Genomic DNA, 25859 nt, shown 5'->3' with positions numbered 1-25859 from the left:
GGCTGGCGCCTTGTCCCATCGGGACGAGTGCGACTCTCCAAAAGCCTCCCTGGTGAAATTAGCGCTGTGGAACCACCCGATCCCATCCCGAACTCGGAAGTGAAACGCAGCCGCGCCGATGGTAGTGTGGCTCAAGCCATGCGAGAGTAGGTCATCGCCAGGGTTTACACCCAAAACCCCGCTGCTCGCGCAGCGGGGTTTTTCTTTATGCGCGGAAAGCGGCCACTGAGCTGCGATCGCACAAAAAAAGCGGCGCCCCGTAGGGCGCCGCTCTGACCTCGATAGCGTTCAGTCGAGCATGGCGCGACGTTAGCGGGCCGGGGTCTTGGCCTTCATCATCGTGTCGCGGGCGGCTTTGAAGGGATTGCCTTCATACCAGTTCGGCCAGCGGTCGCCACCGGCAAGCTCCTTGCCGACGCCGTACATCAGCTGCAGGTCTTCGACAGTGCCGTCCAGCTTCCAGCTCGCCGCATCGAACTCATCCTTCGGGCCATGGTAGCGGTTGGCGCCGTAGTCGGCTGCTGCCTTGCGGCCGGCTTCCACCCCACCTTCGCGCAGATCTTCGCCACCGTCGGCGTACAGCGCCGGGACGCCTGCCTTGGCGAAATTGAAGTGGTCGGAACGGAAGTAGAAGCCACTCTGTACCGAGCTTTCGCCGTGCAGGGTGCGTCCCTGGGCCGCCGCCAGCGGCTTGAGGATGTCTTCCAGCTCGGAGCTGCCGAAGCCGGTCACCGTCACGTCCTTGGCGCGGCCGGCCACGGACATGGCGTCGATGTTGATGACGCCGGCGATCCTGTCCAGCGGGAACGTCGGATGCGCAACGTAGTACTTGGAGCCGAGCAGGCCGGATTCTTCCAGGGTCACGGCAAGGAACACCACCGAACGCTCCGGCTTCGGATCCTGGTGGGCCATCGCTTCGGCGACTTCCAGGATGCCTGCCACGCCGGTCGCATTGTCGATCGCACCGTTGTAGATGTTGTCGCCTTCCTCGCCCTCGTGCTTGCCCAGGTGATCCCAATGGGCCATGTACAGCACGGCCTCATCGGCACGCTTGGTGCCCGGCAGGACGCCGACCACGTTGCGCGACTGCTTCTGTGCGATACGGCTCTTGAGGTCGACGGATGCGGTGGCTTTCAGCGGCACCGGCTTGAAGCCGCGCTTGCTGGCGTCCTTGTAGGCCTGGTCAAGGTCCAGGCCCGCGGCGGCGAACAGTGAGCGTGCGGCGTCGGCGCTCAGCCAGCCCTGCACCGGGATGCGTGCTTCCGGATCGTCCTTGGCCGGCAGGTCGTACTGCGGTCCGGCCCAGGAGTTCTTCACCACGTCCCAGCCGTAGGAGGCGCCGGCCGTGTCGTGCACGATCAGGGCAGCAGCGGCGCCCTTGCGTGCGGCCTCCTCGAACTTGTAGGTCCAGCGGCCGTAATAGGTCATGCGCTTGCCGTCGAACAGGGTTTCGTCATCGACGTGGAACCCCGGGTCGTTGACGAACATGACGACCGTCTTGCCCTTCCAGTCCTGGCCGGCATAGTCGTTCCACTTCTGTTCCGGTGCATCGACACCGTAGCCGACGAACACCAGGTCGCTGGCATCGATGCTGATCTCGGCCTGGCCGGTACGCGTGCCGACCACCATGTCAGTGCCGAACTTCAGTTCGGTGGTCTTGCCGCCCTGGTTGATCTTCAGCACGGTGGACTCATCGGCCGTCGTTTCGGTCATCGGCACGTCCTGGAACCAGCTGTCGCCATTGCCCGGCTGCAGGCCGATACGCTGCATCTGGTCGCGGATGTAGTTGACCGTCAGCTCTTCGCCCTTGCTGCCCGGTGCTCGCCCTTCGAACTCGTCGGAGGCCAGGGTCTTGACCATCTCGGCGAAGTCGGCGGCATTGATCTCCGGCGAGAACGCATGGCCCGCAGTCGCGGTGGACGGGGCGGTACTGTCGGTGCCGGCGCTCGGCGCCGGGGAGTCATTGCCTTTGCAGGCACTGAGCGCGGCCGCGGCGGCCAGGCACAGGAGGAGTTTGCGGGGCATCATCGGTTCCTGGGAAACAAGGGATGGCCGCACGGTGGTGCGGCCGGGAACGGGGAGTATCCCCGAATCGTTGGGCTCAGTCCGCCGGCGCGGTTTCGCTGTCGAACGGAATGGGATCGGCGCCGCTGACCGGGCCGATGCGCGCAGTGCGGTGCACGTACAGCACCACGTCCCGCTCGAAGTGCAGGGCGCCACTGACCACGGCGTTCGGGCCGATGATGACCCGCGGCTTGCGGACGGCCGTCAGCGAGACGCTGAAGCTGGGCTTGCGCACGCGCACGCCGCCGTCGACCTGGGAGCCGATGCCCACGGTGATATCGCCATTGACGGTTTCCACGTCCTTGCTGACGCGGCTCTCGACCAGGCCGATGCCACCGTTGACGGTCTCCACGCCGCCTTCGATCTGGCTGCCGCGATCACTGAAGATGCTGCCATTGACCGTGCTGACGTTGCCGCGGGCGATCACCTCACGGCCCAGGCGCACCCCGCCGTTGACCGTTTCGATGCTGGCGGTACGGGCGCGGTCGGCGACCTTCACCCCACCGTTGACGGTATCGATGCTGCCGGTTTCGCTGCCTTCGCCGACGCGGATGCCGCCGTTGACGGTATCCAGCTTGCCGTAGCGCTGCCCGGCTTCGGCGGTGATGCTGCCGTTGACCTTGCTGATGTTGTCCTGTGCCCAGGCGGGATTGCTGGCCAGCAGCACGCCCAACAGCAGCGGAATGGATCGAATGTTCATGGGTCCCTCGGTGGATGTGCGGCTGGCAGGCCGCGTGCGTTGATGTCACCATTCCCCAATCGCCCCTGCAACTGCCTGAAGTCACTGGAAAGCCCTTGCGCAACAACGCCTTCCCCTCACGCCGACATCACATCGCCGCTGCCCGCGGCGGGCGCTGCCTGCTGCTGGGGCTGGCCTTGGCATTGGCGCTGCCGCTTCCGTCAGGTGCACAGAACACGCGCGAAACGGAGCGCAAGCTGCAGAAGCTGCGCAGCGAGCTGAAGGGCGTCGCGCAGGAGCGCCGCCAGCTTGAGGGCCAGCGTGGCCAGGCATCTCAGCAGCTGCGCGCGGCCGATGAGAAGGTGGCCCGCAGCGGCCGTGTGCTGGCCCAGACCGAGGCGGCGCTGCGCGAGCAGAACCAGGCACTGGCCGAGGCCGAGCGACGTCGCACGACCCTGCAGTCCAACCTGGCGCAGCAGCATCGCGAACTGGCCGGGTTGCTGCGCGCGGCCTATCAGCTGGGCAACCACGCCCCGCTCAAGCTGCTGCTGTCACAGGACACGGTGGCCGATGCCAACCGTGCACTGGCCTACCACCGGTACCTGCAGCGCGAGCGCGCGCAGCGCATCACCGCATTGACTGCCGATCTCAAGGAACTGGAGGCGCTGCAGGCACAGATTGCCGAACGCCAGCAGCAGCTGCAGGGGACCCAGCGCGAGCAGAAGCAGCAGGCGGCTGCGCTGGCGGCCGATCGTCGCGAACGTGCGCAGACCGTGGCCTCGCTGGACGAACGCTTCAAGGACCGGCGCGAGAAGGAACAGGCATTGGGGCAGGATGCCAAGGCACTGGAAACCCTGCTGGCCAATCTGCGCGCGGCCGCAGCGCGGGCCGAAGCCGAGCGTCGCGCGGCAGCGCGCCGGGCTGCCGCGGAGAAGGCCGCCGCCGAACGCGCTGCACGCCAGGCCGCCGCCGAAGGCCGACCGCCGCCGGCGACCAAGGTGCCGCCGGCCGTGGCATCGGCGCCGGCACCGAAGGTGGGGGGACTGGGGTGGCCGCTGTCGGGCAACCTGCTGGCACGCTATGGCGGCAAGCTGCCGGATGGCCGCACCAGCAGCGGCGTGCTGATCGGTGCCCCGGCCGGCAGCACGGTGACCGCGGTAGCCGATGGCACGGTCGTCTTCTCCGATTGGATGACCGGTTACGGCATGATCCTGATCGTCGATCACGGCAACGGCTACATGAGCCTCTATGCGCATAACGACACGCTGCTGAAGGATGCAGGTGCGCGGGTCAGCCGTGGCGATGCGGTCGCCAAGGTCGGCAACTCCGGCGGCCAGGGCGTGACCGCACTGTATTTCGAGCTGCGTCGTGGTGGGCAGCCGGTCAATCCAGACAGCTGGCTGCAGCGCCGCTGAACCCGGGGCCTGCACGGACTGCGTGGGTTCAACGGGAATTTAGCTGTGCTTCGCGCATAATCGGTGCCTGTGCCTTGGGCACGATGCCACCGTCGACAGGAGTGCTCCATGCGCGCAGCCCGTACCGCCACCCTCTTGCTGGCCCTGTTGCCAGCGCTGTCCTGGGCGCAGCAGACCGCGCCGGCCCCGACCGCTGCGAACAGCGGGCAGGCGGCGAGCAGCGAGGAGGCGGTGACCTCGAAGGTGCCGCTGGAAGACATCCGCCGTTTCGTGGCGGTGTACAACGCGGTGCGCGCGGCCTATGTCGACCCGGTCGACGACAACAAGCTGATGCAGTCGGCGGTCCGTGGCCTGCTGCTCGACCTCGACCCGCACAGCACGTATTTCAACAAGGAAGATGCGCAGGCCTTCGACGAGCAGGCCTCCGGTGCCTACGAGGGCATCGGCGTCGAGCTGCAGCAGCAGCCGGACAACGCCAGCATGAAGGTGATCGCGCCGATCGATGACACGCCGGCGGCCAAGGCCGGCATCCTCGCGGGCGATCTGATCATCGCCATCGATGGCAAGCCGATCAGTGCGATCGATGCCAGTGAGCCGCTGCGGGGCCCGGCCGGCAGCAAGGTGGTGCTGACCATCGTGCGCGACGGCCGGCCGAAACCGTTCGATGTCAGCCTGACCCGGCAGACGATCCGCGTCACCAGCGTGCGCAGCCGCCTGCTGGAACCGGGCTATGGCTACATCCGCCTGAGTACCTTCCAGGCCGACACCGGTTCGGATTTCCAGAAGCATGTGCAGCAGCTGCAGAAGCAGTCCGGTGGAACGCTGAAGGGGCTGGTGCTGGACCTGCGCAGCAATCCGGGTGGCCTGCTGACCGCCGCTGTGCAGGTGGCCGACGATCTGCTGGACAAGGGCAACATCGTCAGTACGCGGGGCCGCATCAGCATCAGCGATGCGCGTTTCGACGCCACGCCGGGCGACCTGTTGAAGGGCGCACCGGTGGTGGTGCTGGCCGATGCGGGTTCGGCCAGCGCCTCGGAAGTGCTGGCCGGTGCATTGCGCGACAATGGCCGCGCACGCGTGGTTGGCAGCCGCACGTTCGGCAAGGGCTCGGTGCAGACCGTGCTGCCGCTGGACAACGGCGATTCGGTGAAGCTGACCACGGCGCGCTACTACACGCCCAGCGGCAAGTCGATCCAGGCCACCGGCATCGTGCCGGATGTGGAGCTCAAGCCTGCGCCGCGCCCTGAGGATGACGCGCTGCCGGCCAGCCTGAGCGACTACAGCGAAGCCACCCTGCCGGGTCATCTGCGCGGCGACGATGAAGGAACCGAAGGTTATCGGGCAGGCGCGGTGTTGCCGGGCGATGGCCCGATCAACGATGCGCTCGCCGAACTGAAGCATCCCGGCTCGGTGGCCGCGCGACTGAAGGCCGAAGCCGCGAAGGCGGAAGCGGAAAAGGCCGCCGACGCGGCGACCGCCAAGCCGGAAGCAAAGCCGGAAGCAAAGCCGGAAGCAAAGCCGGAAGCAAAGCCGGAAGCAAAGCCGGAAGCAAAGCCGGAAGCAAAGCCGGAAGCAAAGCCGAGCCCGGCCCCGGCAAAGCCCTGAGGTAGCGCCGGGCCACGCCCGGCGACGCCGGCCGGTTGCCTAGAACCCGTGCCGCTTGCGCAGGCGGCGCGCGATCGCTGCGCGCACGTACACGCCATACACCACGCCGAACACGAAGCCGCCGATGTGGGCCCACCAGGCCACCATGCCGAAGGTCGGGCCGATATAGGCGAACACCACCTGCAGTGCTGCCCACACGCCGATCAGCAGATAGGCCGGGGCGCGTACGAACTCCAGGAACAGGCCGAGGGGAATCACCACGCCCAGTCGCGCGCCCGGGAACAGGGCCAGGTAGGCGCCGATCAGGGCCGACACCGCGCCGCTGGCACCGATGATGATCTGGTCCGGGCTGCCCATGGTGTAGATCGCCACCAGGTTGGAGACCGCGCCGCCGACCAGGAACAGCAGCAACAGGCGCCATGGCCCCAGTACCCGCTCTGCCGGCAGGCCGAAGATCAGCAGGAAGACCAGATTGCCCAGCAGGTGCGACCAGTCCGCATGCAGGAACAGGGCTGTGAACAGGCGCAGCACGCTGCCGTCCTGCAGGGTGGCCCACCAGTCCAGCGGATGGGTCAGGCCGGTGGAGAGCGCGCCCCAGTCGAGCCACAGGCTGCCCCTGGCATCATCCGGCCGTGAGATTGACCACAGGAAAGCCAGCCACAGTGCCGCAAACAGCACGGGTGTGGCCCAGCGCAGGGCGGCCTTCTTGCGCGACGGAAGGGAAACGAACATGGCGACAAGCCTAGCGCGCCGGGCTCCGTGGCGGGGGCGCTCCTGTTCAGGTTTTGCGACGAAAAAAGCGCCGCCGCTGTTATTGTTTCATTAACGGCTCTGGGTAATACTCGCATACGGCGTCGTATGTCGGGAGGGGAATCCGGCGCGCTCCGATGGGCCCCAGGGCCTGCCGGGCGCAGGCGCACTCAGAGCAACATCACCGCTTACCGGAGAGAGAACTACGATGCAAACCGCTTCCACCATTGCCCGTCTGACCCTGCTGGCCGTCGGCGTTGCCGGTGCGCTGGCCGCCGCCGACGCCAACGCTGCTGCCTTCCAGCTGAAGGAAAACAGCGCCAAGGGCCTGGGCCGCGCCTTCGCCGGCTCCACCTCGACCGAAGGTGACGCCTCGGTCATCGCCACCAACCCGGCCTCCATGCGCCTGCTCGACGGTACCCTGCTGCAGGGCGACGTCAGCGCGATCAGCTTCGGTGCCAAGTTCCGCGGCCGTGGCGAATACGGCAACGGCGCGCCGATCTCGGGTGGCAACGGCGGCGACGCCGGCATGATCGCCCCGGTCCCGGCGGCCTACTTCCACCTGCCGTTCGGCGAGAACGAGAACATGCACTTCGGTGCCTCGCTGACCGTTCCGTTCGGCTTCAAGACCGAATACGACCGTGACTGGGTCGGCCGCTACAACGGCGTCAAGACCGAACTGCAGGCGATCGACCTGGGCGTCGCGTTCTCGTACGACGTCAACCCGTACCTGTCGTTTGGCGCTTCGGTGTTCGCCGAGCGCCTGAACGTCGACCTGACCAGCGCCGTCGACACCGGCACCGCGATCAATGCCACGGCCCAGCGTCAGGCTGCCGCCCGCGTGCTGCAGGCTGGTGGTACTCCGGCCCAGGCCGCTGCCGCTTCGCAGGCTGCTGCCCGCCAGGCGGCCCAGCTGGGCTTCGCTCCGGGCACTGCTGATGGCTACCTGCGCATCAAGGGTGACGAAGTGTCGGTCGGCTATACCCTGGGCATGACCGTCAGCCCGGTGGAAGGCACCAACATCGCCTTCAGCTACCGCTCGGAGGTCGAACACAAGATCACCGACGGCACTGCCGACTTCACCATTCCGCAGAATGCCGCGGCCTTCCTTGCCAATACCGGCACCTTCATCGACAGCAACGGCCGCGCCACCATCACCCTGCCGGCCAGCGCGACCGTCGGCATCACCCATCGGGTGAACGACCAGTGGCAGGTCATGGCTGAAGTCACCCGTACTGCGTGGAGCAAGTTCGACCAGGTCACCGTCGACTATGACTCCAACCAGCCGGACAGCGTGCTGCCGTTCCACTACCGCGATACCACCTTCGCGGCGATCGGTACCGATTACAAGGTCAACGACAAGCTGACCCTGCGCGGCGGCCTGGCCTACGATCAGACCCCGACCACCTACGAGCACCGTGACGTCCGCGTGCCGGACACCACCCGCAAGTGGCTGTCGCTGGGTATGACCTACGCAGCGTCGGACAAGCTGGAGTACAGCGTGGGCTACACCCACCTGTTCACCAAGGATCCGGACATCTACTCGACCTCGGCGACGGCCAACACCGTCATCGGCAAGTACAAGGTCAGTGGCGACGTGCTGGCCGCATCGCTGCAGTACAAGTTCTGATCCAGGCTTCGGCCTAATCCAGTACACGAAGGGCCCCGCGCAAGCGGGGCCTTTTGTTTGTGCAGCGCGCATCCACGCGGGCTGTGGATCTACGACAATGGCCGCATGAACCTGTCCGATCCGAACTTCCAGCTGGAGCTGGCCGCCAACGTAGCGGTCGCGGGCTCGATCCTGCTGGCGGGACGCAACAACGTCCACACCTGGTGGCTGGGCATCGTCGGCTGCGCGTTGTTCGCCGTTGTCTTCGAGCGCTCACACCTGTTCGCCGACATGGTGCTGCAGTTCTTCTTCATCGCCATCAGCGTGCTGGGATGGTGGCAATGGCTGCGTGGCAACCACGGCGCACCGCTGCCGATCACCTCGCTGCGCCCGCGCACGGGAATGTGGCTGCTGCCGACGGCGGCCCTGGCCACGTTCGGCTACGGCTGGATGCTGACCCGCCTGACCCACGCCTATGCGCCCTACGTCGATTCGGCGGTACTGGTGCTGAGCGTGATCGCGCAGATCCTGATGATGCGCCGCAAGCTGGAATCGTGGTGGGTGTGGCTGCTGGTCAATACGATCGCCGTGCCCCTGTACTACAGCCGTGGCCTGCACCTGACGTCGATCCTGTACGTCGGTTTCTGGATCAATGCACTGGTGGCGTTGCGCCACTGGCGCAATCTGATGCGTGCCGAGGCCACGGCGGCACCTGGCTCCCTGTAGAGCCGAGCCCACGCTCGGCTGCGCCGGAAAAGCCAAGCGCGGGCTCGGTTCTACAGCAAGCGAGGCACAAAAAACCCCGCTTCCGCGGGGTTTTTCGTTGACCACATCAACCCGGTGATCAGTCGCCCAGCGTCAGCAGCGAGGCGTTACCACCAGCGGCCGTGGTGTTCACCGTGACGGTCTTCTCGGTGGCAAAGCGCAGCAGATAATGTGGGCCACCGGCCTTCGGTCCGGTGCCGGACAGGCCCTGGCCGCCGAATGGCTGCACACCGACCACTGCACCGATCTGGTTGCGGTTGACATACACATTGCCGACCTGGATGCCGTTGGTGATGCGATCGACGGTCTCGTCGATGCGCGAGTGCACGCCCAGGGTCAGGCCGTAGCCGGTGGCATTGATCTGCTCGATCACCGCGTCCAGCTGCTCACCCTTCCAGCGGATGACGTGCAGGACCGGCCCGAAGATCTCCTTCTGCAGCTGGCCCAGGTTCTTCAGTTCGTACGCGCGCGGTGCGAAGAAGGTGCCGTGGGCAGCCTCGGCGGACAGTTCAGCCGCAGCGATCAGGCGCGCTTCGCGGTCCATGCGTTCGGCATGGTCCTGCAGGATCTTCAGCGCATCGGCGTCGATCACCGGGCCGACGTCGGTGGACAGCAGGCCGGGGTCGCCGACCTTCAGTTCCTTCATGGCGCCGGCCAGCATGGTCATCACCTTGTCGGCGATGTCGTCCTGCACGAACAGCACGCGTGCGGCCGAGCAGCGCTGGCCGGCCGAGGTGAAGGCCGAACCGATCGCATCCTTGACCAGCTGTTCCGGCAGCGCCGAGGAGTCGGCGATGAAGGCGTTCTGGCCACCCGTCTCGGCGATCAGCACGCCGATGGCGGCATCACGCGCGGCCATCGCGCGGTTGATCGCACGTGCGGTGTCGGTGGAGCCGGTGAAGGCCACGCCCGCCACGCGCGGATCGGCGGTCAGCGCCGCGCCGACGGTGGCACCATCGCCCGGCAGGAACTGCACCACCTCGGCCGGCACGCCGGCGTCATGCAGCAGCTTCACGGCGTAGTAGCCGACCAGGTTGGTCTGCTCTGCCGGCTTGGCGATGACGCTGTTGCCGGCAGCCAGTGCGGCGGCCACCTGGCCCAGGAAGATCGCCAGCGGGAAGTTCCACGGGCTGATGCAGACAAACACGCCACGGCCGTGCAGCTGCAGCTCGTTGGATTCGCCGGTGGGGCTCGGCAGCTTCTCGGCATGTCCGAACTGCTCGCGTGCCTGCTTGGCGTAGTAGCGCAGGAAGTCGACCGCTTCACGCACTTCGGCAATGCTGTCGGGCAGGCTCTTGCCGGCTTCCTTCACGCACAGCGCCATGAACTCGGGCATGCGTGCTTCGAGCTGGTCGGCGGCGTGCTCGAGAATGGCGGCGCGGCTTGCTGCCGGGGTGCGGTTCCAGGCCGGCTGCGCGGCCACGGCATTGGCCAGCGCCTTCTGCACGGTGGCGGTATCGGCGGGCAGCCACTGGCCGACCACTTCGCGAGTATCGGCGGGGTTGGTTACCGGTTGCGGCGCGCCTGCGGGGGTCGCACCCGGCACCAGCGGCGCGGCCTGCCACGGCTTCACTGCCGCGTTGAGCTGCCCGGCCAGGGCGCGCAGTTCGTTGTCGTTGGCGAGATTGGCGCCCATGGAGTTCTTCCTGTCGTGGTTCTGGCTGCGCAGCAGGTCAACCGGCAGCGGGATCTTGGGATGCGGAATCGATTCGAACGAGGACACCATCTCGACCGGATCGCGGATCAGATCGGAGATCGGCACGCGTTCGTCGGTGATGCGGTTGACGAAGCTGGAGTTGGCGCCGTTTTCCAGCAGGCGCCGCACCAGGTACGGCAGCAGATCCTCATGCGATCCGACCGGCGCATAGACGCGGCAGGGAAGGCCGAGACGATCGGCCGGCACCACTTCGGCGTAGAGATCGTCGCCCATGCCGTGCAGCTTCTGGTGCTCGTACACGCCGCCGTTGGCAATGCTGCGCACGGCCGCGATGGTGTGCGCGTTGTGGGTGGCGAACATCGGGTAGATCACATCGGCATGCGTGAACAGACGCTTGGCACAGGCCAGGTAGGACACGTCGGTGTTCTGCTTGCGGGTGAACACCGGGTAGCCCGGGTAGCCCTCGATCTGCGCGCGCTTGATCTCGGCATCCCAGTAGGCGCCCTTGACCAGGCGCACCTGCAGGCGGCGACCGGCACGGCGGGCCATGTCGGCCAGGTGGTCGATCGTGTACGGGGTGCGCTTCTGGTAGGCCTGCACCACGACGCCGAAGCCGTCCCAGCCGGCCAGCGAGGCGTCGCAGAACACCTGCTCGATGATGTCCAGCGAAAGCTCGAGGCGGTCGGACTCCTCGGCGTCGACGGTGCAGCCGATGCCGTAGCTCTTGGCCAGCTGCGCCAGTTCCAGCACGCCCGGCACCAGGTCCTTCAGCACGCGCTCGCGCTTGGCATGTTCGTAGCGAGGGTACAGCGCCGACAGCTTGATCGAGATGCCCGGTGCGTTGTTGACGTCGCCGTCGGGACGGCCACCGCGTGCCTTGTGGTCACCGCCGATGGCGTGGATCGCACGACGGTAGTCTTCCAGATAGCGCAGCGCATCCTTCATGGTCAGGGCACCTTCGCCCAGCATGTCGAAGGAATAGCGATAGCTGGCGTTGTCGCCCTTGTGCGAACGCGCGAGCGCCTCGCTGATGGTGCGGCCCATGACGAACTGATGGCCCATGATCTTCATCGCCTGGCGCACGGCCAGGCGGATCACCGGCTCACCCACGCGTCCGACCAGGCGCTTGAACGCGCTGGGTGCGTCGGCACGGGTGGCATCGTTCATCTGCACCAGCTTGCCGGTCAGCATCAGGCCCCAGGTGGAGGCATTGACCAGTACCGAGTCACTGCCGCCCAGGTGCTTTTCCCAGTCGGCGTCGGCCAGCTTGTCGCGGATCAGTTTGTCGGCGGTGTCCTGGTCCGGAATGCGCAGCAGCGCTTCGGCCACGCACATCAGCAGTACGCCTTCCTCGCTGCCCAGATCGTACTGGCGCATGAAGGCTTCGATCGCGCCCTGGTCCTTGGCGCGCACGCGCACGCGGCCGACCAGATCGGCGGCCAGCGCCTGCACCCGGGCCTGTTCCTCGGCGGGCAGGCGGGCCTGCGCCAGCAGCTCACGGACGTGGCTGGCCTCGTCCTTCAGCCAGGCGTCGGTAATGGCCTGGCGGAACGGGTTGGGGGACGCCGGCAGTTCCGGCGACAGCAGCGCGCCATGACGCGGGGCGTCGTGGGCGGCAAGGGAGGAGGAGGGTGCGTTCATGCCGGTCCGGCCAATGGAAAACTTGGCGATTTTAATCATTTTTGCGCCCTCCGGAAGTGCCCCGCGGCCGCCTTCGTGAATGCTGATAGCCCCTAACGGTGGTGGATTCAGTGTGTTCAGCAAGCGCGACACTATTTGTGCTGAATTCGTCATTTGCGGCGCCGGGCGAATGCTGTATTGCAGCATGGCAAAAAGTGTGAATGCACCCTTGCTACCGGTGAGACGGCGGGGCTACCATCGAGACGTTTCCCGCGGCAGGAACGCGGTTGCGACATGATCGAGGTGCTTCCAGCTCCAGATGGGTCAGGTACGCAGCTGCGGCTGCGTCCCCCACGGGCGCTCGATGCCCGGCAGTTCGTCCTGTTGTTCACCGTGTTGTCGGGAGCGATGTGGCTGGTCTCCGCCCTGGGGTGGTTGGCCGGCAATGCATTCGCCCCCCTGTTCGCGCTGCTGTACAGCCTGTTGCTGGCAGCCGCGTTACGTGCCCTGTGGCGCAGCGGCGAACGGCAGGAGGAAATCCGGGTAGTGCCGGCGTATGTGGAGGTCATCCCCATGCCCGGTGGATTGCCGGTGTTCCGGGCTCACCCGCATTGGGTGCGCCTGCTCGCCGACGATGAGAGGGTCCGGCTTGCGTCCAGCGGCCGGCAGGTGGAGGTGGGGAGTTTCCTCGCGCCGGCCGAACGTCAGACGCTCGCAGAGACACTTGAAGGCTTGCTCGCCGCCAGCGATGGCGGCAACCGACGACGCTAAGGGTCTAGGCAATGAAGCAAAGCAGCAGGTGGGGCACGAAGTGCGTTGCAATGGCCGCCGCAGTGGTGGCCGGGGGATGGGTTCCGGCGATGGCATGGGCCCAGGCGGCCGATCCCAAGCCGTGGCAGCTGAACATGGGCAAGGGGGTAACCCAGACCTCGCGCCTGGCCTGGGAGTCGAACAATCTCTCGCTGATCGTCTGCACGGTGATCGGCGTGATCGTGTTCGGGGCGATGGCCTACGCCATCTTCAAGTTCCGCAAATCCAAGGGGGCGGTCGCAGCCACCTTCAGCCACAACACCAAGGCCGAGATCATCTGGACGGTGATCCCGGTGATCATCCTGGTGGTGATGGCATGGCCGGCCACGGCCAACCTGATCAAGATGTACGACACCCGCGATGCCGAGATGACGGTGAAGGTCACCGGCTACCAGTGGATGTGGAAGTACGAGTACCTGGGCGAGAACGTCACCTTCACCAGCCGCCTGGACCGCGAGTCGGACCGCATGCGGCAGAGTGGCAAGGTGCCGACGCGCGAGAGCCATCCCCACTACCTGCTGGATGTCGACAACCGGCTGGTGTTGCCGGTCGATACCAAGGTCCGTTTCGTCATCACCTCCGACGACGTGATCCACGCCTGGTGGGTGCCGGCGCTGGGCTGGAAGCAGGATGCCATTCCCGGCTTCATCAACGAGGCCTGGACCAGCATCGAGCAGCCGGGCGTCTATCGCGGGCAGTGCGCTGAACTGTGCGGCAAGGACCACGGATTCATGCCGATCGTGGTCGAGGCCGTGTCCAAGGAGGAGTTCAGGCAGTGGCTGGCGCAGCGCAAGCCGGCACCGCCGGCCGCAGCCCCGGCCGAACCGGCTGCGCCTGCGGCGGAGACGCCTGCCGCGCCGGCCGAACCTGCCGCCGCCGAAGCGGGTGCCGCCCCTGCCACCGCGGCCAGCGGCGCGTGATGTAAATCCCGCGGCCGCCTGCGGCCGTGGCGACAACCGATTCTGAGAGGTGTTTTGCAATGGCGCACTCGGCAGTTGGGCACGACGATCACCACCACCACCCGGGTTTCTTCGAGCGTTGGTTCTTCTCGACCAACCACAAGGACATCGGCACCCTGTATCTGCTTTTCAGCTTCATCATGTTCATCATCGGCGCGGCGATGAGCGTGATCATCCGCGCCGAGCTGATGCAGCCGGGCCTGCAGTTCGTCAGGCCGGAAACCTTCAACCAGCTCACCACCGTGCACGCACTGGTGATGATCTTCGGCGGAGTGATGCCGGCCTTCGTCGGCCTGGCCAACTGGATGGTGCCGTTGCAGATCGGTGCGCCGGACATGGCCCTGCCACGCATGAACAACTGGTCGTTCTGGCTGCTGCCGGTGGCCTTCAGCCTGCTGCTGCTCACCTTCCTGCTGCCCGGAGGTGCGCCGGCCGGTGGCTGGACGCTGTATCCGCCGCTGTCGCTGCAGGGCGGCTACAACGTGGCCTTCACTGTGTTCGCCATCCACGTGGCCGGCATCAGTTCGATCATGGGCGCGATCAACATCATCGCCACCGTGCTCAACATGCGCGCGCCGGGCATCGACCTGCTGAAGATGCCGATCTTCTGCTGGGCCTGGCTGATCACCGCCTTCCTGCTGATCGCGGTGATGCCGGTGCTGGCCGGTGCGGTGACCATGCTGTTGACCGACAAGTTCTTCGGCACCAGCTTCTTCAACGCCGCCGGTGGCGGTGACCCGGTGATGTTCCAGCACATCTTCTGGTTCTTCGGCCACCCCGAGGTGTACATCATGATCCTGCCCGCCTTCGGCGTGGTCAGCGAGATCATTCCCACCTTCAGCCGCAAGCCCCTGTTCGGCTACCAGGCGATGGTGTACGCCACGGCTGCGATCGCCTTCCTGTCGTTCATCGTCTGGGCCCACCACATGTTCACCGTGGGCATGCCGCTGGGCGGCGAGATCTACTTCATGTTCGCCACCATGCTGATCTCGATCCCGACCGGCGTGAAGGTCTTCAACTGGGTCAGCACGATGTGGCGTGGCTCGCTGACGTTCGAGGCGCCGATGCTGTGGTCGGTGGCCTTCGTCATCCTGTTCACCATTGGCGGCTTCTCCGGTCTGATGCTGGCCATCGTCGCCGCCGACTTCCAGTACCACGACACCTACTTCGTCGTTGCCCACTTCCACTACGTGCTGGTGACCGGTGCGGTGTTCGCGCTGATTGCCGCGGTGTACTACTGGTGGCCGAAGTGGACCGGTCGCATGTACAGCGAGAAGTGGGCCAAGGTGCACTTCTGGTGGTCGATCGTGTTCGTCAACCTGCTGTTCTTCCCGCAGCACTTCCTCGGCCTGGCCGGGATGCCGCGCCGTATTCCCGATTACAGCGTGGCGTTCGCCGACTGGAACCTGATCAGCTCGATCGGCGCATTCGGTATGTTCGTCACGCCCTTCATGATGGCGGCGATCCTGCTGTCCTCGCTGCGCAATGGCGAGAAGGCGGCCGATCGGTCCTGGGAAGGTGCGCGTGGCCTGGAGTGGACGCTGCCGTCGCCGGCACCGGCCCATACCTTCACCACCCCGCCGATCCTGCGCCCGGGCGATCTGGCGCATGACGACATCACGCATTGAGGTGGGGCATGCATAACGAGAGCCCGCTCCAGACCTGTAGAGCCGAGCCCGGCTCGGCTGTCGAAGAGCAGCCGGGCAGGGCCCGGCTGTACGGCGGCGAGACTCAGGGCATCGAACAGCAGCGCCGGCGTGCCCGGCGCACGGCGGTCGTGGTGGGCGCCATCGCCGTACTGGTCTATGCCACCTTCATTCTCAGCGGGGTGATCGGACGATGAGCCCGACACCGGCCAGCACACCGTCGCCCAGCGCCGGCCTGCCGCGCCTGATCGGCGTTGCCGTGGCCGTGTTCCTGCTGACCTTCTCGCTGGTGCCGCTGTATCGCATCGCGTGCGAGAAGGTGTTCGGCGTGCGCCTGGAGCGCGGCCCGGGCAGCGAGGCCAGCGTGGGGGCTGCCACCGCAAAGCGCACCGTGCGGGTGGAGTTCGATGGCGGGGTCAATTCGCGGCTGCCATGGGCATTCCATCCCGAGCAGCTGACCATGGACGTGGTGCCCGGTGAGCTGAACGAGGCGCTGTACTACGCCCGCAATGACGGCCCACAGGCGATCGTCGGTAGTGCGGTGCCCTCGGTCGCGCCAGCACGTGCCTCCGGATTCTTCAGCAAGACCGAGTGCTTCTGCTTCACCGCGCAGACGCTGCAGGCCGGCGAGAAGCGCGACATGCCGGTGCGCTTCATCGTCGATCCGGATCTGCCGCCGGAAATCAAGACGATCACCCTGTCCTACACCTTCTACCGCAACGACGCGCTGTCCGATCGGCTGGCTCCGGCCGCCACTTCGGAAGGCGCGCACGCCGCTCCCTGACCCGGATAACGACATGGCCCAGACACCGACCGACGCCAACGTGTACTTCGTCCCGGCCCAGAGCAAATGGCCATTCGTGGGCTCCATCGCGATGATGGTGACCATGGTGGGCGTGGCCAGCTGGCTCAACGATGCCAGCTGGGGGCGCTGGACGTTCTACATCGGCATCGCGATGCTGGTGCTGACCCTGTTCTGGTGGTTCAGCGACGTGGTGCGCGAATCGCAGGCCGGCAACTACAACCGCCAGGTCGATGGTTCGTTCCGGATGGGCATGGTCTGGTTCATCTTCTCCGAGGTGATGTTCTTCGGCGCATTCTTCGGCGCACTGTTCTACACCCGCCACCTGGGCCTGTCCTGGCTCAGCGGCGAGGGACGCGGGGTGATGACCAACGAGCTGCTGTGGCAGGGCTACTCCGCGGGGTGGCCCACCAACGGCCCGGCGGCGATCGGCGGGGCCTTCCAGACCATTCCGGCCTGGGGCCTGCCGTTGATCAATACGCTGATCCTGCTGACTTCCGGCGTGACGCTCACCATCGCCCACCATGCGCTGAAGGCCGGGCACCGTCGCCAGCTGCTGGTCTGGCTGGGCCTGACCGTGGCGCTGGGCCTGGGCTTCCTTGCCCTGCAGGCGGAGGAGTACATTCACGCCTACAAGGAGCTGAACCTGACGCTCGGCTCGGGCATCTACGGGTCGACGTTCTTCATGCTGACCGGTTTCCACGGTGCGCATGTGCTGCTGGGCACGATCATGCTGATCGTGATGTGGCTGCGCTCGGCAAAGGGGCACTTCACCCGCGACAACCATTTCGCGTTCGAGGCCGCTGCGTGGTACTGGCACTTCGTCGACGTGGTGTGGCTGATGCTGTTCCTGTTCGTCTACGTGCTGTAAGCGCCGGTGCCGGTGGCGTACTCAGCCACCGATGCCGTGCGGTTTGATCCAGCCCATGTAGATGCTCACGATCACCAGTACGATCAACGCCACCGACACCGCGATGCGGCGCGTCAGTGCGTTGACCGTGCGCTTGGTCTGGCCCCGGTCGACCAGCAGGTAGTACAGCCCGGCGCCCAGGTTCCAGACGATGACGATCAGAAACGCGATCACCAGCAGGGTCTTCAGCGAATCACTCATGCGCGGCTCGAGGGCAGGGTGGATGTGCCTATCTGACCGCGTTTGCGCGGACTTGTCATGATGCGCCAGCACACGCGGGTGATCGGCTGGCTGCTGGCGCTGGTGGCGATCACGGGATTCACCGCGCTGGGCCTGTGGCAGTTGCAGCGCATGCATGCAAAGCAGGCCATGCTGGATGCGCAGGGCCCCGCTGCGGCGCAGGAACTTCCGCTGGCGCAGGCACTGGCGGCGCCGGGCGCGCTGCATGGCGTGGCCGACCATGGCCGCTTCCTGCCGGGCGTGGTGCTGCTGGACAACCAGACCCGGCACGGCCGGGCCGGGGTGAAGATCTATCGCCCCTTCCGCAGCGACGGCGGCAGCGTGCTGCTGGTCGACCTCGGCTGGCGCGCGCTGCCCGCCGACCGCACGCTCCCCGACCTGCCGCCGCCGCCTTCGCCGGTGGCCGTGCGCGGGCTGCTGGCGCCGCCGCCGTCGGCAGGGTTGGCGCTGGGCCCGGCGTTCTCTGCAACCGGTGAGGCGCAGCGCTGGCTGGCCAGCCGGCTGCCTGCCGAGGGCCTGGCGACGGCGCTGGGGCTGCCCGCACTGCCGGAGCGCGTGCTGCGGCTTGATCCGGCGCTGCCCTTCGGTGATGAACGCGACCTCGATCTGCTGCCGAACACGCTGCCCCCGCAGCGCCACCTGGGTTACGCCGTGCAATGGTTCGGCCTGGCGCTGACCGTGCTGGTGGTTGCGCTGGTGCTGGAAGGGCGCAGCAGGCGCGTTCCACGCTAGCGCCGGCCCGACTTCGGGCGCCCGGCATCCCCTGTCCAACCATGAGAAAATGCCCGCATGAACACTGCTACATCCCCGCAGGCGCGCGGTTCCGGTCGCCGGACCCTGGTGCTGTTGTTCGCCGTGTTCTTCGGGGCAATGGCGCTGGCGGCCGTGCTGCGCTTCTCCGGATGGCAGCCTACCGGCCACCGCAACAGTGGACAGCTGCTCAAACCCCCGGTGGACCTGCGCCAGCAGCCACCGACCCTGGCCGACGGCACGGCCTATCCCTGGAATCCGGAGGCGCGCACCTGGCGCCTGCTGGTGGCACCGGCCGGTGCCTGCGACGCGCAGTGCGTCACTTTGTCGCAGGGACTGGGCAAGGTGTGGCAGCTGTTCGGCCATAACGCCGATAATGTCGAGATCCTGTGGCTGGGTCCGCCACCGGCGTCGATCGCCTCGCTGCCCGCGCTGCGGCCGCTGGCACCGTCGCCAGCGCTGCGCGCGGCCCTGCCCGGCGTCGACGATCCGGCTGGCCTGCCGGTCTACGTGATCGATCCGAACGGCTTCGTGATCATGCGCCATGCCCCGGGCAGCGACCTTGGGGGCCTGCGCAAGGACATGGCCACGTTGCTGAAACTGAAGTGAGTCCTGTTTGATGAGCCTTTCCGCGCGTCCGGCGCTGCACCGCAATTTCCACCGCCTGGCGTGGTTCGCCATGATCATGACCGCGAGCACGATCATGTTCGGTGCCTTCGTCCGTCTGTCCGATGCGGGGCTGAGCTGCCCGGACTGGCCGACCTGCTACGGCCGCGCGACCTGGCCGCAGCACATCGAGGAGACGGTTGGCCACCCGGCCGCCGATATCCGTCCTCTGGAAACGCACAAGGCCTGGCGCGAGCAGGTTCACCGCTTCCTGGCCGGCGCGCTGGGCATCGAGATCCTTACCCTGGCCCTGCTGGCCACGCGCAGGCGCCGGTTCGGAACCGCGGCGGTCGTCACCGCCTGCGTGCTGGTGGCTGCCGGCATACCGTTGTACATGATGGGCTGGCATGCGACGGCCAGTGCCCTGGCCCTGAGTGGTGAGGCGATACTGCTGATTGCCGCCTTGCGCTGGAACAACATCGATCTGGCGCGCGCGGCGGTACTGACCCTGGCGGTGGTGATCTTCCAGGCCCTGCTGGGCATGTGGACGGTGACGCTGCTGCTGAAGCCGATCGTGGTGATGGGCCACCTGCTGGGCGGCATGCTGATGTTCGGCCTGCTGGTGTGGCTGGCGTGGCGGGCCACGCATCTGCCGATCACGCTGGCCGAGGCGCCCAGGCTGAAGTGGCTGCTACGTGCCGCCGTGGTCGTGCTGGTCACCCAGATCGCACTGGGCGGCTGGGTCAGTGCCAACTATGCGGCGCTGGCCTGCGGCGGCGGCAGCGCCTCGCTGGACAACTTCCCACGCTGTGCCAACCAGTGGTGGCCGCAGCACAACTTCGTCGAAGGCTTCACCCTGTGGCGTGGCATCGGCGTGGACTACGAAGGGGGCGTGCTCGATGGCGCCTCGCGTATCGCCATCCAGCTGGCGCATCGCCTGTTTGCCATCGTGGTGGCTGCCTACCTGCTGTGGCTGGGCGTGCGTCTGTTCCGCCTGCCGAGCATGCGGGGCTGGGCGACTGCGCTGATCGTGCTGCTGGTGCTGCAGGTCACCCTCGGCATCCTCAACGTGAAGCTGGCGCTGCCGCTGGAAGTGGCGGTGGCGCACAACGGCGTGGCCGTTGCCCTGTTGTTCGTGCTGGTCAGCCTGCTGGCCCGCCTGCGTGCCCCGGACTGATCCGATGTTCTCCAATTACCGCCAGTACTGGGACCTGACCAAGCCCAAGGTCGTCGCCCTGATCGTGTTCACCGCCCTGGTGGGCATGGTCCTGGCCATTCCAGGCGTGCCCAGCTGGGAACAGGTACGCGCGGGCCTGCTCGGCTTCCTCGGCATCTGGCTGGCGGCCTCGGCTGCGGCTGCGATCAACCAGCTGCTGGATGCGCACATCGATGCGCAGATGGCGCGCACCTCGTGGCGGCCGCTGGTGGTCGGCAAGGTCAAGCCGTGGCAGGTGCTGGTGTTCGCCGGCGCGCTGATCGTGCTGTCGATGACGATCCTGGTGCTGTGGGTGAACGTGATCACCGCCGTGCTGACCTTCGCTTCGCTGATCGGTTATGCGGTGATCTATACGGTCTACCTCAAGCGTGCGACCTCGCAGAACATCGTCATCGGTGGTCTGGCCGGCGCGATGCCACCGATGCTGGGCTGGGCCGCCGTCACCGGAATGCAGGGCTCTTCGGACTGGGCGTACTCGTCGCTGCTGGTGCTGATCATCTTCATCTGGACGCCGCCGCATTTCTGGGCGCTGGCGATCTTCCGCCGCGAGGACTACGCCAAGGCGAAGATCCCGATGCTGCCGGTGACCCACGGCGTGGTGCATACCCGCAGGCAGATCATGGTGTATTCGGTGGTGCTGGCCCTGGTCTGCCTGCTGCCCTATCTGGTGGGCATGAGCGGACCGTTCTACCTGGGCGGTGCGATCGTGCTCAACGCGGTGTTCCTCTGGTATGCGTGGCGCATGCTGGATCCGCCGGATGAGCTGTTCTCGATGAAGATGTTCCAGTACTCCATCGTCTATCTGATGGCGCTGTTCGCCTTCCTGCTGATCGACCACTGGATCCTGCCCTGGTTGTAACGGGCGCCTGCCGCCGGGCATGGCCCGGCGCTACCGTGTCCCAGGGAAAGGCGGGCGCATCAGCCGGATGCATGACGGCCGTCGCAGGGAGGACATGCTTGACCTGATCGAGGCGGCACGCGTGCTGCGCAGCCACGCCGTGCGTGGACGGTCTTCCACAGAACTCCGTGCGTTCAATGTCGGCTTCCGCTCGCCGGAGGCGGCACTTTGCCAACCCGCCGAGCCGCTACGGTGTAGGGATCTGCCGCGCTGCTGACTCACCGCGGGCAGTGGATCACAGATACGGATGGATCCGGCAGGCGGGATGGTCGAATGTGGATACACAGGATTTGCGAGATCAATCGCAATTCTGTGGAGCAATCAATGAGATGCCATGTTTCTCTGCCCATCGTCCTCTGTGCTGCGCTTGCGTGCTTGGCCGGCAATGCAACAGCAGAAGTAAAAGCACTGAGTCGGGCCAACTGCATTGGATTCGTCAATGAATCCGTTACCTACGAACGGCCCCAGTTCCGCAACTTCCAGGGCTCTGCCGCATCCAGGCATATCCCGCTTGGAAACATCGAGCCGAAGCATGTCCTTGCTGCTCCCAACAATGGACTGTACTCCTGGCGCTTCTACGCAGGCGATGGCACCGATCCGGAACGGATGGTTGTTCATGGTTACCACACATGGGGGCTGGGCGGGCGTGTATTCACCCAGTCCACGAGCGCAGTCGATTGCCAACTTTCGGAGTGGTGAGCATCATGAAAAGCGTTTGCTTTCTTGCAACCTCACTGCTGATGTCGATGTCGGCCCAGGCATCGCAGACCGATGCAGCTCCTGATCCGGTGGGACGTTGGCTGCACCAACGTGCCATGCAAGCTGCAATGCAGGAGGCCTCGACGACGAGAGGGTCGTTCGTAGGCGCTGGCAGCTACCAGATCGTGCGGCTGGCAGACCTGGATGCCCCCGAAGCGGTGAAGCATCAGCTTCGCGCGGATATGGACCGGTCAGCAGGTGTGGTGCAGGTTGCAGAAGGGGACATCCCAACGCGGGCCGAACTGCTGGCTGCGTTGCCCCGCCGATATCGCTCGGCGTCGGAACTACGCCAGCGCCTGCCGCAGCCCCCCAGCAGCCTGGAAGCAAGCCTCCTGGGACCGGCAGAGCTGATCGGTATGGAGCCCAGTGGCGCTCTGGATGGAGGCAGGTCCTCGGGGCTGAGCCGTTTCTTCCAGCTGGAAGGCATCGGCGTCGTGGAGTTCAGCGAGAACAACTTCCTCGCTGCGGGCACGCATATCGAGGTCATTGCCGAGGCGCAGAACACAACAGTGAAAGGCGCGCTCGCGCACTTGAAGAAGAGCATTGACAGTGCTGGCCGCACCCGCGTCGAGCTTGTCTGGACGGGAGACAGCAAGACCTTCAGCCTGATCGCAACCGGGGAGCGCGGCACCGACGTGGAGCGTAGCGCCCGATTGCTGCACGACATCGCTGCCGCCATCGTGGATTAGCGACGGCGCGAGGGGCGTCCACACGTGGCGTGGCATCAGCCGAGCATGGGCTCTGCTCTGCAGTAGTTCCACGCCATGTGTGGATGAATTTCCGGGTCAGGAGCTGCGCCGTGCGTAGCGCTGCGCGATCACGCCGCAGACGATCAGCTGGATCTGGTGGTAGATCATCACCGGCAGCACGATGGCACCGAGGCTGCCCCCGGCGAACAGCACCTTGGCGATCGGCACGCCAGTGGCCAGGCTCTTCTTGGAGCCGCAGAACACGATGGCGATCTCGTCCTCGCGGTTGAAGTGCAGGCGACGGGCGATGAAGGTGATCAGCGGCATGGCGATACCGAGCAGGACGGCAGCTACCACGGCCACTGCCAGCAGCGACAGCACAGGGGTCTTGCTCCAGAGCCCTTCGGTGACGGCTTCGCCGAACGCCGAATACACGACCAGCAGGATGGTGGCCTGGTCGGTGTAGCGCAGCAGCGCGCGCTGCTTCTCGACCCAGCCGGCGATCCACGGGCGCAGCAGGTGGCCGGCCACGAACGGCACCAGCAGCTGCAGCATGATGCCGCCGATCGCATGCAGCGGGTCATGCACACCGCCGGAGGTGCCGGCCAGCGCGGTCAACAACAGCGGCGTGAGGAACACACCGAGGATGCTCGACAGCGATGCGCTGCAGACGGCCGCCGGCACATTGCCGCGCGCCATCGAGGTGAAGGCGATGGACGACTGTACGGTGGAGGGCAGGGTGCACAGGAACAGCACGCCCAGGTACAGCTCCGGGGTCAACAGCCAGCCCGACAGCGGCTTGAACATCAGGCCCAGCATCGGGAACAGCAGGAAGGTGCAGGCGAGGATGGTCAGATGCAGGCGCCAGTGCAGCATGCCGCCGATGATCGATTCGCGCGGCAGGCGAGCCCCGTGCAGGAAGAACAGCGCGGCGATGGCGACCGTGGTGACATCGTCCAGGACGATGGCGGCGGCGCCCTTCATCGGCAGCAGCGAGGCCAGGCCGACGGTGCACAGCAGGGCGAGGGTGAAGTTGTCCGGTCGCAGGCGCGACCACCAGCGGGTCATGGGGGGCAGACTCCTTGGTGTGGAGGGTTCAGGGCGAGGTGACCGGTGTGGCCAGACGCTGGCGGGTGGCCGCTTCCAGCGACTTCAGGCCGGCGCGCTGGCCCAGCTGAAGCGCCTGTTCCGGGCTGGCATGTTCGTAGCGTGCATTGACCAGTCCGAGCACGGCACCGGCGCGGTTGCCGGACGCGCAGTGCAGCAGCACCGGCCCTTGGCTCTGCTGCAGGGCCTGGTGCACGGCGCGCACATTGGCCGCATCCAGGCCCTCGGCGCCGGCCACCGGGATGCGCACATAGCGCAGGCCCAGCGATTCGGCCGCGCGGGTTTCATCGAAACCACGGTCCTCGTCGGGCTGGCGCAGGTCGATCACGGTGCGTACGCCTTGCGCAGCCAGTTCGCGCAGGTGTGCGGCACTGGGCTGGCCGCCGGCATACAGGCCGGGGCGGACTTCATTGAGCGGGGCATCTGCGGCCAAGGCCGCCAGCGGCAGGTAGAGGGACAGCAACAGCAGGCAGGTCAGGCGCAGCAGCATGGTCCTCTCCGTTGAAACGTTCCGCCGCTACCGGCCCAGGCTGGCGCGGGCCTTGAGCAGCTCGCGCAGTTCGTACTTGTCAGTATTGTCCAGTCCCTGCTGCCGCTGCTTTGCCAACAGCTCTTCCAGACGTTGCTGCAACAGTTGTTTCTCCAGCTGGGCCACGGCGTCGTGCAGTTCCTGGGTCCAGATCGCTTCGCTGCCGGGCAGGGTCTGGGCGGCCAGCGTGTGCAGCGAGGCCTGCTCCTCACGCCCGTCGAAATGCTCCAGCAGCGCGCCGGTGCTGATATCGGGACGCTGTTCGACCAGCGCCAGCAGCTCCAGCAGCAGCTCCACACCCGGCAGGCGCAGGCCCTGGAAGTGATGCTTGCCGCCCAGGGTCAGCGCCAGCGACGGCTGCTGCAGCAGCACGGCGATCGCACCCCGCACCAGGCTGCGCTTGGCCACCGGCTGGATCGACCGTGCCGGAGGGCGCTGCGGCATCGCCGTGCGGGTATTCTGCGTGGCCGCACCGAGCCCGGTCAGCTGCGCCAGCTGCTGCTTCATCAGGTCACCGAACGCGCCATCGGGAATCTGCGCCAGCATCGGTCTGGCCCGCTCGGCCAGGCGTGCCCGGCCGTCCAGCGTGCCCATGTTGATCTCGCGGGTCAGCTCGTCGAAGAAGAACTGCGATAGCGGCGTGGCCTGCTTCAGGCGTTCGTTGAAGGCCTCAGCGCCTTCCTTGCGCACGATGGTGTCCGGGTCCTCGCCGTCGGGCAGGAACAGGAAGAAGGCCTGGCGGCCGTCCTTCATGCGCGGCAGCACCGACTCCAGTGCCTTCCAGCCGGCGCGGCGGCCGGCGGCATCGCCATCGAAGCAGAAGAACACGTCCGGTGCGTTTCGGAACAGCAGCTCGGCATGGTCGGGCGTGGTCGCGGTGCCCAGCGTCGCCACCGCCTGGGTGACGCCGAACTGGAACAGCGAGACCACGTCCATGTAACCCTCGACCACGATCAGCCGCTCGATCTTCTGGTTCGCCTGGCGCACCTGCCACAGGCCGTACAGTTCGCGGCCCTTGTGGAACAGCGCGGTTTCGGGCGAATTGAGGTACTTGGGACCGTCGTCCTTCTCGAACACCCGGCCACCGAAGGCGATCACCCGTCCACGGCGGTCGAAGATCGGGAACATCACCCGGTCGCGGAACTTGTCGTAGACGTGCCCCCGGTCGTTCTTGGAGAACAGGCCGGCACGGTCGAGCAGCTTCATCCGCCGCTCGTCCTTGCCCAGCGCATCGCGCAGGCCGCTGTAGCCGTCGGGCGCATAGCCGATCTGGAAGCGGGCGCGGTTCTGTTCGTCCACGCCACGGCCGTCAAGGTAGGCGCGGGCCTTGTCGCTGCCCTCCAGGTTCTTCTGGAAGAAGCGCGCCGCTGCATCCAGTGCCGAATAGAGTTCGCGGCTGTCGTCCTGCTGCTGGGCGCTGCGCGGGTTCTCGCTGCGTGGCACGTCCATGCCGGCGCGCTTGGCCAGCTCATCCACCGCGTCGAGGAACTCGAGGCGGTCGTAGTTCATCAGGAAGCTGATTGCGGTGCCGTGCGCACCGCAGCCGAAGCAGTGATAGAACTGCTTGGTCGGCGAGACGGTGAACGAGGCCGAGCGCTCGTCATGGAACGGGCAGCGTGCCGCGTACTCCTTGCCCTGTCGCTTCAACGGCACACGGCTGCCCACCACCTCGACGATGTCGGTGCGGGCCAGCAGGTCGTCGATGAAAGCGTCGGGGATACGGGCCATGGGCAGCAGGGCAGGGCGCGGCCGCCGGGGCGCGCAGCAGGGGCGG

General features: G+C 66.4%; 24 protein-coding genes and 1 rRNA gene. 16 read left to right on the top strand and 9 right to left on the bottom strand.

The window, feature by feature from the left end; all coding sequences use genetic code 11:
* Nucleotides 1-48 precede the first annotated feature (48 nt).
* Nucleotides 49-163, top strand: a 5S ribosomal RNA gene (gene rrf / locus ACVOJ1_RS11445).
* A gap of 146 nt (nt 164-309) precedes the next feature.
* On the opposite strand, the gene ACVOJ1_RS11440 is transcribed toward rrf, so the two are convergent.
* Together ACVOJ1_RS11440 and ACVOJ1_RS11435 are read right to left on the bottom strand one after the other, a co-directional pair.
* Complete coding sequence (locus ACVOJ1_RS11440) at nt 310-2025, bottom strand: M28 family metallopeptidase (RefSeq protein ID WP_279942712.1); 1716 nt, start codon at nt 2023-2025, stop codon at nt 310-312.
* 76 nt (nt 2026-2101) lie between these two features.
* On the bottom strand, nt 2102-2764 hold the full coding sequence (locus ACVOJ1_RS11435; RefSeq protein ID WP_111186647.1) for a DUF4097 family beta strand repeat-containing protein: 663 nt from the start codon (nt 2762-2764) through the stop codon (nt 2102-2104).
* Between the two features lie 50 nt (nt 2765-2814).
* Here ACVOJ1_RS11435 and ACVOJ1_RS11430 point away from each other — a divergent pair, with 50 nt between their 5' ends.
* Nucleotides 2815-4158, top strand: coding sequence for a murein hydrolase activator EnvC family protein (locus tag ACVOJ1_RS11430; RefSeq protein WP_428992349.1), 1344 nt, complete (start codon nt 2815-2817; stop codon nt 4156-4158).
* A 108-nt stretch (nt 4159-4266) separates the two neighbouring features.
* Complete coding sequence (locus tag ACVOJ1_RS11425; RefSeq protein ID WP_065175450.1) at nt 4267-5763, top strand: S41 family peptidase; 1497 nt, start codon at nt 4267-4269, stop codon at nt 5761-5763.
* A gap of 39 nt (nt 5764-5802) precedes the next feature.
* Here the strand turns inward: ACVOJ1_RS11425 and ACVOJ1_RS11420 are convergent, their stop codons facing one another.
* Complete coding sequence (locus ACVOJ1_RS11420; protein ID WP_053520204.1) at nt 5803-6495, bottom strand: rhomboid family intramembrane serine protease; 693 nt, start codon at nt 6493-6495, stop codon at nt 5803-5805.
* 226 nt (nt 6496-6721) lie between these two features.
* On the opposite strand from ACVOJ1_RS11420, the gene ACVOJ1_RS11415 reads away from it, so the two are divergent.
* On the top strand, nt 6722-8143 hold the full coding sequence (locus ACVOJ1_RS11415; protein ID WP_065175449.1) for an outer membrane protein transport protein: 1422 nt from the start codon (nt 6722-6724) through the stop codon (nt 8141-8143).
* 105 nt (nt 8144-8248) lie between these two features.
* A complete protein-coding gene (pnuC, locus tag ACVOJ1_RS11410; protein WP_065175455.1) occupies nt 8249-8848 on the top strand; it encodes a nicotinamide riboside transporter PnuC in 600 nt (199 codons plus the stop codon).
* A 118-nt stretch (nt 8849-8966) separates the two neighbouring features.
* Here the strand turns inward: pnuC and putA are convergent, their stop codons facing one another.
* A complete protein-coding gene (gene putA, locus ACVOJ1_RS11405) occupies nt 8967-12185 on the bottom strand; it encodes a bifunctional proline dehydrogenase/L-glutamate gamma-semialdehyde dehydrogenase PutA (RefSeq protein ID WP_053520202.1) in 3219 nt (1072 codons plus the stop codon).
* Between the two features lie 273 nt (nt 12186-12458).
* Between putA and ACVOJ1_RS11400 the strand changes: the two genes are divergently transcribed.
* The 6 genes from ACVOJ1_RS11400 to ACVOJ1_RS11375 are packed head-to-tail and all read left to right on the top strand — an operon-like array spanning nt 12459 to nt 17252.
* Nucleotides 12459-12935, top strand: a complete 477-nt coding sequence (locus tag ACVOJ1_RS11400; protein WP_346480446.1) for a DUF2244 domain-containing protein — start codon at nt 12459-12461, stop codon at nt 12933-12935.
* An 11-nt stretch (nt 12936-12946) separates the two neighbouring features.
* Nucleotides 12947-13894 (top strand): cytochrome c oxidase subunit II, encoded by a 948-nt coding sequence (gene coxB / locus ACVOJ1_RS11395; protein WP_053519495.1) that lies wholly within the window; start codon nt 12947-12949, stop codon nt 13892-13894.
* A gap of 59 nt (nt 13895-13953) precedes the next feature.
* Entirely contained in the window at nt 13954-15561 is a 1608-nt protein-coding gene (ctaD, locus tag ACVOJ1_RS11390) for a cytochrome c oxidase subunit I (RefSeq protein ID WP_053519494.1), read from the top strand.
* An 8-nt stretch (nt 15562-15569) separates the two neighbouring features.
* Nucleotides 15570-15776, top strand: coding sequence for a hypothetical protein (locus tag ACVOJ1_RS11385; protein ID WP_053519493.1), 207 nt, complete (start codon nt 15570-15572; stop codon nt 15774-15776).
* Nucleotides 15773-16363: a cytochrome c oxidase assembly protein gene (locus ACVOJ1_RS11380; RefSeq protein ID WP_053519492.1), complete on the top strand. Its 591-nt coding sequence runs from the start codon at nt 15773-15775 to the stop codon at nt 16361-16363. The genes ACVOJ1_RS11385 and ACVOJ1_RS11380 overlap by 4 nt, the downstream gene beginning before the upstream one ends.
* A 13-nt stretch (nt 16364-16376) precedes the next feature.
* Nucleotides 16377-17252 (top strand): cytochrome c oxidase subunit 3, encoded by an 876-nt coding sequence (locus ACVOJ1_RS11375; RefSeq protein WP_053519491.1) that lies wholly within the window; start codon nt 16377-16379, stop codon nt 17250-17252.
* Between the two features lie 21 nt (nt 17253-17273).
* Here ACVOJ1_RS11375 and ACVOJ1_RS11370 read toward each other — a convergent pair whose 3' ends face one another.
* Nucleotides 17274-17492 carry a twin transmembrane helix small protein gene (locus ACVOJ1_RS11370; RefSeq protein ID WP_008264755.1) on the bottom strand — a complete coding sequence of 73 codons (219 nt, stop codon included), beginning with the start codon at nt 17490-17492 and terminating at the stop codon, nt 17274-17276.
* 57 nt (nt 17493-17549) lie between these two features.
* Here ACVOJ1_RS11370 and ACVOJ1_RS11365 point away from each other — a divergent pair, with 57 nt between their 5' ends.
* From ACVOJ1_RS11365 to cyoE, 4 genes are read left to right on the top strand one after another with little or no spacing between them, the layout of a single operon-like run.
* On the top strand, nt 17550-18263 hold the full coding sequence (locus ACVOJ1_RS11365) for an SURF1 family protein (RefSeq protein WP_053519490.1): 714 nt from the start codon (nt 17550-17552) through the stop codon (nt 18261-18263).
* A gap of 57 nt (nt 18264-18320) precedes the next feature.
* A complete protein-coding gene (locus tag ACVOJ1_RS11360) occupies nt 18321-18890 on the top strand; it encodes a hypothetical protein (protein ID WP_053519489.1) in 570 nt (189 codons plus the stop codon).
* Nucleotides 18891-18900: 10 nt separating this feature from the next.
* On the top strand, nt 18901-20064 hold the full coding sequence (locus ACVOJ1_RS11355; RefSeq protein ID WP_065175445.1) for a COX15/CtaA family protein: 1164 nt from the start codon (nt 18901-18903) through the stop codon (nt 20062-20064).
* Between the two features lie 4 nt (nt 20065-20068).
* Nucleotides 20069-20962, top strand: coding sequence for a heme o synthase (gene cyoE, locus ACVOJ1_RS11350; RefSeq protein WP_053519487.1), 894 nt, complete (start codon nt 20069-20071; stop codon nt 20960-20962).
* A gap of 360 nt (nt 20963-21322) precedes the next feature.
* On the opposite strand, the gene ACVOJ1_RS11345 is transcribed toward cyoE, so the two are convergent.
* A complete protein-coding gene (locus tag ACVOJ1_RS11345; protein WP_164151077.1) occupies nt 21323-21619 on the bottom strand; it encodes a hypothetical protein in 297 nt (98 codons plus the stop codon).
* A 77-nt stretch (nt 21620-21696) separates the two neighbouring features.
* Between ACVOJ1_RS11345 and ACVOJ1_RS11340 the strand changes: the two genes are divergently transcribed.
* A complete protein-coding gene (locus tag ACVOJ1_RS11340) occupies nt 21697-22449 on the top strand; it encodes a hypothetical protein (protein ID WP_197622932.1) in 753 nt (250 codons plus the stop codon).
* Between the two features lie 96 nt (nt 22450-22545).
* Here ACVOJ1_RS11340 and ACVOJ1_RS11335 read toward each other — a convergent pair whose 3' ends face one another.
* From ACVOJ1_RS11335 to dnaG, 3 genes are read right to left on the bottom strand one after another with little or no spacing between them, the layout of a single operon-like run.
* A complete protein-coding gene (locus ACVOJ1_RS11335) occupies nt 22546-23517 on the bottom strand; it encodes a bile acid:sodium symporter family protein (protein WP_065175442.1) in 972 nt (323 codons plus the stop codon).
* Nucleotides 23518-23545: 28 nt separating this feature from the next.
* The gene (locus ACVOJ1_RS11330) at nt 23546-24046 is read right to left on the bottom strand and encodes a protein tyrosine phosphatase family protein (RefSeq protein WP_065175441.1); all 501 of its coding nucleotides are present in this window, start codon (nt 24044-24046) and stop codon (nt 23546-23548) included.
* Nucleotides 24047-24073: 27 nt separating this feature from the next.
* On the bottom strand, nt 24074-25813 hold the full coding sequence (dnaG, locus tag ACVOJ1_RS11325; protein ID WP_065175440.1) for a DNA primase: 1740 nt from the start codon (nt 25811-25813) through the stop codon (nt 24074-24076).
* Between the last annotated feature and the right edge of the window lie 46 nt (nt 25814-25859).

Source organism: Stenotrophomonas sp. STEN225 (assembly GCF_056756445.1).
This window is presented reverse-complemented; position numbering and strand designations above follow the sequence as displayed.